The following is a 12,135-nucleotide window of genomic DNA, read 5'->3' on the forward strand; positions in this document are numbered from 1 at the left end:
GTTTGTTTTTATGCATGTCGTTATCCCGAAGCCGGTTCCCACTCTCGGGCGACATGCATTAGAAGGATTCAGGCGATGGTGGCCGCGAACGGCGGCTCTCCGCGCTTCCGGTGCCCATGTACCTTCAAGCAGATTGCGCTTCGGTTCTCGAAAGCCGCCTTTTTAAGCTCGCCCTGATCTGAACGCCGGGCGAAGATTGAGTCGGGAGAATTTCATCTTTCGCTAAACAGCGGCTGCGCGATGCCGTAAAAGCCCCAGCCTGATTCCCATTGCCGTCTGCAACCAAACAGTGGCGGCGATGTTTCTTAAGTCCCGCACGGGAGTTTCATGCTGACACTGCCCCAGATCCTTTCCTTCGCCGTGATCGCGCTGATGATGGGGGCCTTCGTGTGGGGCCGCGTGCGCTACGATCTCGTCGCGGTCGGCTCCCTGCTGCTGGCGGTGGCGGTCGGCATCGTTCCGTTCGACAAGGCGTTCTCGGGTTTCAGCGACGACATCGTCATCATCGTCGGCAGCGCGCTTCTGGTCAGCGCCGGCGTGGCGCGCAGCGGCATCATGGAATTCGCCATCCAGCGTTTCGCGCCGAGCTTGAGTTCGGTCCGCGCCCAGATCGCCTTGCTGGTGATAACCGTTGCCGTGCTGTCGGCCTTCGTCAAGAACATCGGCGCACTGGCGATCATGATCCCCATCGCCTTCCAGTTCGCGCGGCGCACCAACGTCTCGCCATCCACTTTCCTGATGCCGATGGCATTTGCCTCGCTGCTTGGCGGGTTGATGACGCAGATCGGCACCTCGCCCAACATCGTGGTGTCGCGCTTGCGCGAAGAACTGACCGGCACGCCGTTCTCGATGTTCGACTTCACCCCCGTCGGGCTGGCGCTGACGGTTGCCGGGTGTGTTTTCCTGACCCTGTTCTACTGGCTGGTGCCGCAACGCGAGCGGCAGGACCCCTCGCTGCAGGAAGCGGTGGCGATCAAGGACTATTCGGCCGAGGCAAGGGTGACGCAGGATTCGACCGTGGTCGACAAGCCGCTGGCCAATCTGCTGAAGGTTTCGGCCGGCGAAGCGGTCATCACCTCGATCCTGCGCGGCGGCGGCTTGCGCATCGCCCCCTTGCCCGATGCCATCTTGCGGGCCGGCGACATATTGCTGATCGAAGGCAGCCCGGACGCGCTGGACAGGCTGGTGGCGCAGGCCAAGCTCAAGCTCGGCGACGAGCGCGCGCCCGACAGCAACGCCGAGACCGTGGCGGTCGAGGCCGTCGTCACCGAGCGCTCGAGCCTGATCGGCTGGTCGGCGAAGCACCTGCTGCTTTACGACCGCTTCAACATCAACCTGCTGGCGGTGAGCCGCAGCGGCGAACGGCTGGACCAGCGGCTGGGAACGATCACGCTGCGCTTCGGCGACGTCTTGGTGATCCAGGGCGAGCGCAAGGGACTGCCGCAGTTCCTGCGCGATTTCGGACTGTTGCCGCTGGCCGAGCGGCCCTTGCTGCTGGGCAATGTCAGGAACGGCATCGTGCCGCTGCTGATCCTTGTCGCCGCCATGGGCTCGACGGCGATCGGCATCCTGCCGGTGACGGTCGCGTTCTTCGGCGCCGCCGTTATGATGGTGCTGACCCGCGTCATTCCGGTGCGCGACGTCTACAACGCGCTGGACGGGCCGATCCTGGTCATGCTGGCGGCGCTTATACCCGTCAGCGATTCGCTGCGCACCACCGGCGCCACCGAGCTGATCGCCACGCTGCTGGCCGGCTTCGGCCAGGTGCTGCCGGGTTACGGCGCGCTGGCGTTGATCCTCATCGCGGCGATGATGGTGACGCCGTTTCTCAACAATGCGGCGACCGTGCTGGTGATGGCGCCGATTGCCTCGGGCTTCGCCACCACGCTCGGCTATCAGCCGGAAGCGTTCCTCATGGCGGTGGCGATCGGCGCCGGTTGCGATTTCCTGACCCCGATCGGCCACCAGTGCAATACGCTGGTGATGGGTCCGGGCGGCTACCGCTTTTCCGATTATCCGCGGCTTGGCCTGCCGTTGTCGCTGCTGGTGATCCTCGTCGCCGTGCCGATGCTGATGATGGTGTGGCCGCTCAGATAGAGCATAACCCCGAAAGACAATGCCGGTTTTCGGAAAGAATCATGCCCGGCAAAAAGATGTCCTGACAGACTGCTGTCAGCAGGCCTGTGCGATGATGCCTTTCATCAAATCGAGAGGAGCGCCGTCATGACCCGTTTGAGCATTGTCACCACGATGAAGCACTATGCCGGCAAGGTCCGCACCATCCGCAACGAGATTCGCACCGAGCGTTTCATGAACTCGCTGCCGCCCGAAATCCGCGCCGACATCGGCTGGCCGGACATGCATCGCGGCGAGGGCAATCGGCCGAATTTCTCTTGAAGGTCTTGGATATTGCCGCGCCCTGCCCCAGATTGAACGCATCTCCTGACATGATGTTGTCAGGAGCCTCGTGCGACAACGGAGGTCGCGCCAAAGGAAACGAGGGACACCATGCGTCGCGCCGACAGGCTTTTCCAGATCGTCCAGCATCTGCGCGGCGGCCGGCTGGTGACCGCGCAGAAGCTCGGCACCTGGCTGGAGGTTTCCGAACGGACCATCTATCGCGACATTGCCGACCTGCAATCGACTGGCGTGCCGATCGATGGAGAGGCCGGCGTCGGCTACATGATGAGGGAGGGTTTCGACCTTCCGCCGCTGATGTTCACGCGTGACGAGATCGTGGCGCTGGTCGCCGGTGCGCGCATGGTGCGCGCCTTCGGCGGGGCTGCGATGGCCCGCGCCGCCGACGAGGCGCTGGTCAAGATCGGCGCGGTGCTGCCCGACAGCGAGCGCGAGCGCATCGCCAGGACGGAAATCCACACGCCGATGTGGGTGGTGAGCGACAGCGCCCGCGAGGCCATCGACATCATCGAACGCGCCGTCGAAAAGCGACAGGTGCTGACCATCGACTATTGCGACGAGGCCGGCCGCTCGACGGACCGCGATGTCCGCCCGCTCGGCCTGTGGTTCTGGGGCAAGGTGTGGACGCTGGTCGCCTGGTGCGAGATGCGCAACGATTTCCGTGCCTTCCGCATCGACCGCATCGCCTCGGTGGTGAAAGCCGACAGGGTGTTCAAGCCTGAACGCGGCAAGCAGTTGGCCGACTTCTATCGCGCCGTCGAGCGCAGCGAATCCTACGGCATGGGCCCGTCCGCACGCGGCATGTGAATTCGTCGGCGTTGTCTAAGCAGGCGTCTTGGGCTGCGTAGACCTGCTGCGGATCAGCAAAGCGATTGCCGCCACCAACAGCGTCCCGACGATGAACAGGAAGGCGGCGGCGGCAATGGCCGGGCTGATGTTCTCGCGGATGGTGGAAAACATCTGCCTGGCCAGCGTGCGCTGGTTGGGGCCGGCCACGAACAGCGTCAGCACCACTTCGTCGAGCGATGTCGCGAAGGCGAATACCGCGCCGGACAGGATGCCCGGCAAGGCGAGCGGCAAGGTCACGCGCCGGAACACCGTCAGCGGCGAAGCGCCGAGGCTGAGCGCGGCGCGCTCGACGCGCCGGTCGATGCCCGCCAGCGAGGCCGAGACACTGACCACCACGAAGGGGACGGCGACCACCGTGTGCGCGCAGATGACCCCGGCATAGCTGTTGGCAAAGCCGATCTGGACGAAGAACACCTGCATGCCGACGCCCAGCACCACCGCCGGCACCACCATGGGCAAGAGGAAGGCCGTCCTGAACAGGCCGGGCAGGATGAGGCCGCTATTGCGCAGGCCGAGCGCTGCCATGGTTCCCAGCACGCCGGCCAGGATCGTGGTGCCGGTGCCGACGATCAGGCTGTTGACGATCGACAACCGCCACGCGTCGGCTACCGCAAGCTCGCGGAACCAGCGCAGCGAATAGTCCGGGATCGGGTAGGTGAGGAAGATGCTGGAGGTGAAGGCAAGCGGCAGGATCGCGATCAGCGGCGCGATGAGAAAGAGCACCGCGAACACGCCGAACAGCAGCCGGGCGACATCGATGAGCCGCATCACAGGCTTCCCGCGCGATCTGACGACAGGCGTCCGTAGACGGCATAGAGCGCCAGCGTCGCCACCAGCAGGATGGCGCCGAGCGCCCCCGCCATGCCCCAGTTGGCCGAGCCGAGGGCGTAGAAGGCGATGACCGACGAGATCATCTGGTCTTGCGCCCCGCCGATCAGGGCGGGCGTGATGTAGTAGCCGATGGCCGTCATGAACACGAGCAGCGAGCCGGAAACAACGCCGCGCAGGCTGAGCGGCAACAAAACCCGCAGGAACGCCCGCCACGGCGGCGCGCCGAGCGATGCCGCCGCCGGCATCAGGTTCTTCGGTATGGCAAGCAGAACCGAATAGATCGGCAGCACCATGAACGGCAACAGCACATGCGTCATGGCGATGACGACGCCAAGGCGGTTGAAGATCAGTGGCAACGGGCCGTCGATCAGGCCGAGGCCGATCAGCGTATCGTTGATGAGGCCCTTTTCCTGCAGCAGGATGAACCAGGCGGCGGTGCGCACCAGAAGCGATGTCCACAAGGGCAGCAACACGGCGCCGAGCAGCAATTGCCGCTTCCAGCCGGTGAGCGACGCCGCCAGCATGGCGTAGGGCAGTCCGATCAGGGCGCAGGCAATCGTGACCACCGCACCGATCCACAGCGTGCGGATCAGGATCGCCGTATTGGCCGACGCCTCGGCCGGCAATGCCACCACCTTGCCCGCCGCATCGCGCTGGTAGTCGAGGGCAGCGAGCAGGTTGCGGTCCGTATAGGGATAGGTGGAGTTGGCAACCGCGCGCCAGAAGCGCACATCGGCCCACCTCTTGTCGACCGCGACAAGGTCGAGCGGACCGCTCTGCTCCTGTGCCGCCCGCACGGTCTTGCTCATCAGCGTGCGAAAGCCGTTCTGGGCGCTGTTCAGCCGCCGCACGGCATCGCCCAGCAATTGCTGGTCATCGATAGCGCGCAAATCCTCCACGAATGCCTGCTTCATCGCGATGGGCGGCTCGGACTGCCGGTCCCAGCCCAGCGCCGCCTCGGCGGTTGCCGGAAAGGCGCGTAACCCGACAGGATCGGAAACCGATTCCTTCAACACCGAGACAAGCGGCCAGGCAAAAAACAGCGCCAGAAAAAGCACCAGCGGCGCAACCAGCCCAAGCGCGCCGAGCCTAGTCCGGGCGGTTGCCTCGCTCATGCCGGCAGCATCCAGCAGTCGGAAGCCGAGAACGAAACGGTGACGCGATCGCCAGGGGACCATTCGGCCCGGCTGCGGTCGGCCCGACTGCGATCGGCCTTGACGATGAAGCCGAAGGCATCGCCGTCAAGCTGAATGCGGAGATGATCGCCGTGATAGACGGCATCAGTAATTGTCGCCGAATAGCTGTTGTCGGTCTTGCCGCCCTTGTCGAGACGGATGCGCTCGGGGCGCACGGAGACGAGGATCTTCTGTGATTGCTGCGGGGCGCCTGACGGCTGCACGCGGATCGTCCCGCCGCCGGGCAACGCCACCGTCGCCCCGGACTGGCCGTTTTCCGCCAGCGTGCCTTCGACCAGGTTGGTCTCGCCGATGAACTGCGCCACGAAGCGCGAATGCGGCTGGTCGTAGATCTCGCGCGGGCTGCCGATCTGCTCGATCCTGCCGCGGTTGAACACGGCGATCCGATCGGACATGGTGAGCGCTTCCGACTGGTCGTGGGTGACGAAGACGATGGTGAGGCCGAGCCGCCTGTGCAGGGCACGGATGTCGAGTTGCATCTGTTCGCGCAACTGCTTGTCGAGCGCGCCGAGCGGCTCGTCCATCAACACCACCGACGGTTCGAAAACCAGCGCACGCGCCAGGGCGACCCGCTGCTGCTGGCCGCCGGACAATTGCGAGGGCCGCCTGTCCTTCAAGGTGCCGAGTTGGACCATGTCGAGCGCCCGCGTCACCTTCTCGGCGATATCCGCCTTGGCGATGCCGCGCATTTCCAACGGGAACGCCACGTTGGCGGCGACATCCATATGCGGGAACAGTGCGTAATTCTGGAACACCACGCCCATGTTGCGCTTGTACGGCGGCAACTGGTCGATGCGTTGCGAACCCAGCGAGATCGTGCCGCTGGTCGGTGACTCGAACCCCGCCAGCATCATCAGGATGGTGGTCTTGCCCGAGCCGGAAGGTCCGAGCAGGCTGAGGAACTCGCCCTGGTCGATGGTGAGGTTGAGATCATCGACGACACGCAGCGTGCCGAACGACTTGTTGACCTGTTCAAAACGGATGTTGGACTGAGCCAAGGGCGACCACACCACCTCTATGATCGAGCATGATCTTCATGCTCTGTGCCTGCTGAAACGCGTCGCGATATTACTGATTCGCCGGTCGCGCTTTAAGTATTTGTTCCATGCATGCCGTTGTCCCGAAACCGGTTCCCACTTTCGGGCGACATGCATTAGGCAGGCGGTTTCGGATTGGGAAGCGAAAGTGCGGGGTCGGAAAATCCCGCACCTTCTGTCAAAGACGAACGTCCAGCGACGTTCGGGCCAACGCGCTTACTGGGCAAGCCATGCGTTGAAGCGCTGGGTCAGGGCTTCCGAATTGTCGATCCAGAAATCGACGTCGAGCGACAGGGCCTGTTCCATGTTGGCCGGTTCGGTCGGCAGGTCGGCCTTGAATTCGGCCGGCACCAACCCGGCTGCATCCGTGTTGGTCAGACCATAGGCGACATAGCCCGGCAGCTTGGCCTGGTTCTCGGGCTGGCTGGCGAAGGCGATGAAGTCGAGCGCCGCGTCCTTGTTCTCGGCATCCTTCAGGATGACCCAGCTGTCGACGGCGTAGATCGAACCCGGCCACACCACCTTGAAGTGACGGTTTTCGGTGCGGTTGATGCCGGTGATGCGGCCATTATAGGCCGACGCCATCGCCACTTCGCCGGAGGCAAGGAACTGCAGCGGCTGGGCGCCGCTTTCCCACCACACGATGTTGGCCTTCAGCTCGTCGAGCTTCTTGAAGGCACGGTCGACGCCTTCCGGCGTGGCCAGCACATCATAGACTTCCGCCGGCGCGACGCCGTCTGCCATCAGCGCGAATTCCAGCGTGTATTTCGGGCCCTTGCGCAGCGAGCGCTTGCCGGGGAATTTCTGCACGTCCCAGAAGTCGGCCCACGACTTCGGGCCATCGGCGATCTTGTCGCTGTCATAGGCAATCGCGGTGGACCAGACGATGGCGCCCACGCCGCAATCACCAACCGCCGTGGGAATGAACTTGCCCTTGTCGGGAAGCTTGCTCCAGTCGATCGTCTCATAAAGGCCGTCGGCGCAACCCAGCGCCAGTTCCTCGACCTCGACCTGCACCGCATCCCAGTTCGGATTGCCGGCCTTCACCTTGGCCTGCAGGACGCCGATGCCGCCGTCCCAGGATTCGTCGAGCAGCGGCTTGCCGGTCTTTTCGGCATAGGGCTTGAAGAAGATCTCGCGCTGCGCGTCCTGATAGTTACCGCCCCACGAAACGACCGTCAGGTCGCGGGCAGCAGCCGGCATCGCCATGCCAAGGCCAACGGCCAGCAGGCCGCCCATTGTGAGAATTCCAACCCGTTTGCGCATTTTCTGCTTTCCCCTTTATCTATCGTTGCGAGAATCCGGCCCTGCCGGATGACGGACGTCAGGCCACTTTCTCGGTCGCGCCATCGAAAATCTTGCGCGAAACCGTGTCAAGGGCACTGGCGAATTTGTCGAGGATCGACCGGACCTCGTTCGGCTGGATGATCAGCGGCGGGCAGAGCGCGACCGCATCGCCCATGTTGCGACAGATGATGCCTTGCTCCTGAAGCTCGGCATTGAACAGGCCGCCCAGCGCGCCGGGGGCCTCGAGTGCGGTCTTGGCCGCCTTGTCGACCACCAGTTCGATAGCGGCGATGAGGCCGACGCCGCGGACCTCGCCGACCAGCGGATGGCTTTCCAGCCTGCGCAGGCCCTCGCGCAGCAATTCGCCCATCTCGGCGGCATGGGCCACGAGATTGCGCTCCTCGATGATCTTGATCGTCTCCAGCGCAACCGCAGCCGCCACCGGATGGCCGCCGGCGGTGAAGCCGTGGCCGAGCGTACCGATGCGGTCGCTTTCGTCGAGGATCGGATCCAGCACGCGGTCGTTGGCCATCAGCGCCGAGATCGGCAGGTAGGACGACGACAACTGCTTGGACATCACCATGATGTCGGGCTTGATGTCGTAGGTCTGGCAGCCGAACATGCTGCCGGTGCGGCCGAAGCCGCAGATGACCTCGTCGGCCACCAGCAGGATGTCGTACTTGTTGAGCACCGCCTGGATCTTGGCCCAATAGGTGCGCGGCGGCACCACGACACCGCCGGCCCCCATGACCGGCTCGCCGAAGAAGGCGGCGATGGTTTCGGGCCCTTCGGCAAGGATCAGGGCTTCCAGTTCGCCGGCAAGGCGGGTCGCGAAGGCTTCCTCGCTTTCGCCCGGCTGTGCATCGCGCCAGTGGTGCGGGCTGGCGGTGTGCAGGATGCCCTGCAGCGGCAGGTCGAACGAACGATGGTTGTTGGGCAGGCCGGTCAGGCTGGCCGAAGCGATGGTGACGCCATGATAGGCGCGCATGCGGCTGATGATCTTCTTGCGCTCAGGCTGGCCGAGCGCATTGGAGCGATACCAGATCAGCTTCATGGCCGTATCGTTGGCCTCGGAGCCGGAATTGGTGAAGAACGCCTTGCTCATCGGCACCGGCGCCATCGTCACCAGCTTCTCAGCCAGTTCCACGGCGGGGCCGTGCGATTTGTGCGTGAAGGTGTGGTAGAAAGGCAGCTTCGTCATCTGCCGCGTGGCGGCATCGACGAGGCGCTTTTCGCCGAAGCCCAGCCCGACGCTCCACAAGCCGGCCATGCCCTCGATATAGCGCTTGCCGTTGTTGTCGGTGACGTAGACGCCCTCGCCGCTTTCGATGACCAGCGGCCCGACCTGCTGGTGCTTGCGGGCGTTGGTGTAGGGATGCAGGTGATAGGCGATGTCGCGCGCTTCGATCGAATTGGGCTTGGTGCTCATGGTTTCGTTCCAGTCAGATAATTGGCCAGCTGTTATGTTTCCCGGCTGCGGACAGCCGGGGCAGGTCTTGGGGTGGCGGTTCAGAAAAAGGCCTGGATGCCGGTCTGGGCACGGCCGAGGATCAGGGCGTGGACGTCGTGGGCGCCCTCATAGGTGTTGACGGTCTCCAGGTTCTGCGCGTGGCGCATGACGTGGTAGCCGATCTGGATGCCGTTGCCGCCGTGCATGTCGCGGGCCTGGCGGGCGATGTCGAGCGCCTTGCCGCAATTGTTGCGCTTGACGATCGAGATCATTTCCGGCGCCATCTTGCCTTCGTCCATCAGGCGGCCGACGCGCAATGAACCCTGCAGGCCGAGCGAAATCTCGGTCTGCATGTCGGCGAGCTTCTTCTGGAAAAGCTGGGTGGCGGCGAGCGGCTTGCCGAACTGCTTGCGGTCGAGACCGTATTGGCGCGCCCGGTGCCAGCAATCCTCCGCCGCTCCCAGCACCCCCCACGAGATGCCGTAGCGGGCCCGGTTGAGGCAGCCGAACGGTCCCTTGAGGCCGGACACATTGGGCAGCAGCGCGTCTTCTCCGACTTCGACATTGTCGAGCACGATCTCGCCGGTGATCGAGGCCCGCAGCGACAGCTTGCCGCCGATCTTCGGCGCCGACAGACCCTTGGTGCCCTTGTCCAGCACGAAGCCGCGAATGGCGTCCTTGCCGTCCTCGCCCTTCAGCTTGCCCCAGACGACGAAGACATCGGCGATCGGCGCGTTGGAAATCCACATCTTCGAGCCATTGAGCCGGTAGCCGTTCGCGGTCTTTTCGGCGCGGGTCTTCATGCCGCCCGGATCGGAACCGGCATCCGGTTCGGTGAGGCCGAAACAGCCGATCCATTCGCCCGAAGCGAGCTTCGGCAAATACTTCTTGCGCTGCTCTTCCGAACCGTAGGCATGGATCGGGTACATCACCAAGGACGACTGCACGCTCATCATCGAACGGTAGCCGCTATCGACGCGTTCGACCTCGCGCGCCACCAGCCCGTAGGTGACGTAGCCGGCGCCCAGCCCGCCATATTCTTCGGGGACAGTGATGCCGAGCAGGCCGGCATCGCCCATCTCGCGGAAAATGGCCGGATCGGTCGTCTCGTTCATGTAGGCGTCTTCGATGCGGGGAGCGAGCTTGTCGGCCGCGAAGGCGGCAGCCGCATCGCGCACCATGCGCTCGTCTTCCGTGAGTTGATCCTCGAACAGGAAGGGGTCATCCCAAACGAAAGCTGCGGTGTGTGAAGTTTTCTTGCCGTGTTCAGCGGTCAATGCAGTTGCCTCCTGAGCTGCCGCGAGGGGTGTCGGAGCAAGCCGCATCCCGCTCGGGATCGGCTCCTCCAATGGTCATCATATCCCTGCGATGGGTGTTAGCATCGTTCAAAATTCCGCGCAACGTTCCGCTCAATATATTGAGCGCCATTTCCTCAAAGATAGGGCGGCGTGCAGGCCGAAATGACGATGGTGAGCCCGGACGACGGATTGCGGAACCGATGCGGCACCCGGCTGTCGAACAGATAGGATTCGCCCGCCTTCAACACCCTGATCTCGTCGCCCACCGTCAGTTCCAGTTCTCCTTCCACGACATAGCCGCCTTCGGTCGAGAAATGCTCGAGCATGGCTTCGCCGGTGTCGGCTCCCGGCTCGTAGACCTCGTGCAGGATCTGCAGATTGTAGGCGCGGGCATCGCCGACCTGGCGCAGGGTCAGCCGCCCCTCGCCTTTGTCTATGGCCCGCGCCGTAACGCGCGAGGTGAGGTCCTTGAGGTCGTCGACGCCGAAGAACGGCCCGAACTTCTTGCGCTGGTCGTCCTCGAAGAAATCCGACATGGAAACGTCGAGCCCGCCCAGTATCTTGCGTAGCGTGGCGATCGACGGGCTCGACTTGTTCTTCTCGATGATCGAAATCTGCGCATGCGGGACATTGGCCCGGGCGGCAAGCTCGCGCTGGGAAAGTTCCGCGCCCATTCTCAGTGCCTTGAGGCGCGCCCCAACGTCGAAACTATCGGCCATGCAGTTTTTTCAAAGCTCATGCAGCTGATCGAATTCTGCGCAAAATATCTGACACCTTGCGCCAAGGAAAGAGGCGAATGTGGAGCAATCGCGCTCGATGCCGGGCCTACCGGCCTGCAACTCCGTCCGCCTCGCCCCGAGCGACGACAAGGCGCGTGCCTGCCGCAGCCAGCGCCTCGGCGATTTCATGCGGCGGCTCCGCGTCGGTTGCAAGCTCCGCAAAGCCTGAAAGTCCGCAGACCTGGATCAGGCCCTGGCGGCCGAATTTGCTGTTGTCGGTGATGACCATGGAGCGCTGGCCGCGCGACAGCACCATGCGGGCGAACTCCGCTTCGGCGAGGTCGTAGTCCATCACCCCCACCGACGCGTCGATGGCGCCGGCGGAAATGATGGCGTGGGTGACGCTGAACCGGCTGACGAATTCGATGGCCGAAATACCGAAGGCAGCACCGGAATCGCTGCGCAATTCCCCGCCGGCCATATAGACCCTGTTGCCGTTGACGGTGGCCAGCGTGCGGGCGATGTCGGAGGAGTTGGTCACCACGGTGAGGCGCCGGTGGCCGAGCAGTTCGCGCGCCAGGAAACTGGTCGTGGTGCCGGTGTCGAGCATGATGGATTCGCCGTCGCGAATGGTGGCGGCGACCATGCGCGCGATTATGCGCTTGGCCTCAGCATTCTCGCGCATGCGCCGCTCGAACGGCGCCTCGGCCGTCATGGCCGGGAGGCCGATGGCGCCGTGCATCTTGACCACGATGCCGTCATCGGTAAGCGGCTTCACGTCGCGGCGCACCGTCTCCAGCGACACACCCAGCCGCTCCGCCAGGCTGGCGATGGTGACGGTGCCCTGCTCACCGAGAAGACGCAGGATTTCGCCGTGGCGTTTGGAGTGGAACATCGAAAACCCGGCGCTCGACTTACCATTAAGATGACTGCTTTTATGGCAATCTGACGAAAATGTGCAAGGTATCTTGGCCATTGCCGGTCAAATCCACACAGAAAGCCACAAAACGACGTTGACAAGCAGGAGGAACCCGCGTGACATTGCCAATG

General features: G+C 63.8%; 11 protein-coding genes. 3 read left to right on the forward strand and 8 right to left on the reverse strand.

What is annotated here, in order from left to right; all coding sequences use genetic code 11:
- The first annotated feature begins 330 nt into the window (after positions 1–330).
- The 3 genes from ASD64_RS01025 to ASD64_RS01030 all read left to right on the forward strand — a co-directional run bounded on the left by ASD64_RS01025 (position 331) and on the right by ASD64_RS01030 (position 3,225).
- Positions 331–2,097 (forward strand): SLC13 family permease, encoded by a 1,767-nt coding sequence (locus ASD64_RS01025; protein WP_056100163.1) that lies wholly within the window; start codon positions 331–333, stop codon positions 2,095–2,097.
- Positions 2,098–2,223: 126 nt separating this feature from the next.
- Positions 2,224–2,397, forward strand: coding sequence for a hypothetical protein (locus tag ASD64_RS21310; RefSeq protein ID WP_200957770.1), 174 nt, complete (start codon positions 2,224–2,226; stop codon positions 2,395–2,397).
- 111 nt (positions 2,398–2,508) lie between these two features.
- Entirely contained in the window at positions 2,509–3,225 is a 717-nt protein-coding gene (locus ASD64_RS01030) for a helix-turn-helix transcriptional regulator (RefSeq protein WP_056099312.1), read from the forward strand.
- A gap of 15 nt (positions 3,226–3,240) precedes the next feature.
- Here the strand turns inward: ASD64_RS01030 and ASD64_RS01035 are convergent, their stop codons facing one another.
- From ASD64_RS01035 to ASD64_RS01070, 8 genes are all read right to left on the reverse strand, one after another.
- Positions 3,241–4,035 carry an ABC transporter permease gene (locus tag ASD64_RS01035; RefSeq protein WP_056099316.1) on the reverse strand — a complete coding sequence of 265 codons (795 nt, stop codon included), beginning with the start codon at positions 4,033–4,035 and terminating at the stop codon, positions 3,241–3,243.
- A complete protein-coding gene (locus tag ASD64_RS01040; RefSeq protein WP_056099319.1) occupies positions 4,035–5,213 on the reverse strand; it encodes an ABC transporter permease in 1,179 nt (392 codons plus the stop codon). The genes ASD64_RS01035 and ASD64_RS01040 overlap by 1 nt, the downstream gene beginning before the upstream one ends.
- Entirely contained in the window at positions 5,210–6,292 is a 1,083-nt protein-coding gene (locus ASD64_RS01045; protein ID WP_056099321.1) for an ABC transporter ATP-binding protein, read from the reverse strand. The genes ASD64_RS01040 and ASD64_RS01045 overlap by 4 nt, the downstream gene beginning before the upstream one ends.
- 255 nt (positions 6,293–6,547) lie before the next feature.
- Positions 6,548–7,597: an ABC transporter substrate-binding protein gene (locus ASD64_RS01050; RefSeq protein WP_056099324.1), complete on the reverse strand. Its 1,050-nt coding sequence runs from the start codon at positions 7,595–7,597 to the stop codon at positions 6,548–6,550.
- 58 nt (positions 7,598–7,655) lie between these two features.
- Positions 7,656–9,047, reverse strand: a complete 1,392-nt coding sequence (locus ASD64_RS01055; RefSeq protein ID WP_056099327.1) for an aspartate aminotransferase family protein — start codon at positions 9,045–9,047, stop codon at positions 7,656–7,658.
- A gap of 80 nt (positions 9,048–9,127) precedes the next feature.
- Positions 9,128–10,345 carry an acyl-CoA dehydrogenase gene (locus ASD64_RS01060; RefSeq protein WP_056100166.1) on the reverse strand — a complete coding sequence of 406 codons (1,218 nt, stop codon included), beginning with the start codon at positions 10,343–10,345 and terminating at the stop codon, positions 9,128–9,130.
- Between the two features lie 155 nt (positions 10,346–10,500).
- Positions 10,501–11,085, reverse strand: coding sequence for a cupin domain-containing protein (locus ASD64_RS01065; RefSeq protein WP_056099330.1), 585 nt, complete (start codon positions 11,083–11,085; stop codon positions 10,501–10,503).
- Positions 11,086–11,191: 106 nt separating this feature from the next.
- On the reverse strand, positions 11,192–11,980 hold the full coding sequence (locus ASD64_RS01070) for a DeoR/GlpR family DNA-binding transcription regulator (RefSeq protein WP_056099333.1): 789 nt from the start codon (positions 11,978–11,980) through the stop codon (positions 11,192–11,194).
- Between the last annotated feature and the right edge of the window lie 155 nt (positions 11,981–12,135).

The organism is Mesorhizobium sp. Root157 (genome assembly GCF_001427385.1).
Taxonomy (GTDB): Bacteria; Pseudomonadota; Alphaproteobacteria; order Rhizobiales; family Rhizobiaceae; genus Mesorhizobium.

Bases quoted from the DNA above. Each gene is read 5' to 3' on its own strand.
- ASD64_RS01050 (WP_056099324.1), bottom strand. From the start codon at position 7,597: ATGCGCAAACGGGTTGGAATTCTCACAATGGGCGGCCTGCTGGCCGTT.
- ASD64_RS01055 (WP_056099327.1), bottom strand. From the start codon at position 9,047: ATGAGCACCAAGCCCAATTCGATCGAAGCGCGCGACATCGCCTATCAC.
- ASD64_RS01030 (WP_056099312.1), top strand. From the start codon at position 2,509: ATGCGTCGCGCCGACAGGCTTTTCCAGATCGTCCAGCATCTGCGCGGC.
- ASD64_RS01070 (WP_056099333.1), bottom strand. From the start codon at position 11,980: ATGTTCCACTCCAAACGCCACGGCGAAATCCTGCGTCTTCTCGGTGAG.
- ASD64_RS01035 (WP_056099316.1), bottom strand. From the start codon at position 4,035: ATGCGGCTCATCGATGTCGCCCGGCTGCTGTTCGGCGTGTTCGCGGTG.
- ASD64_RS01065 (WP_056099330.1), bottom strand. From the start codon at position 11,085: ATGGCCGATAGTTTCGACGTTGGGGCGCGCCTCAAGGCACTGAGAATG.
- ASD64_RS21310 (WP_200957770.1), top strand. From the start codon at position 2,224: ATGACCCGTTTGAGCATTGTCACCACGATGAAGCACTATGCCGGCAAG.
- ASD64_RS01040 (WP_056099319.1), bottom strand. From the start codon at position 5,213: ATGAGCGAGGCAACCGCCCGGACTAGGCTCGGCGCGCTTGGGCTGGTT.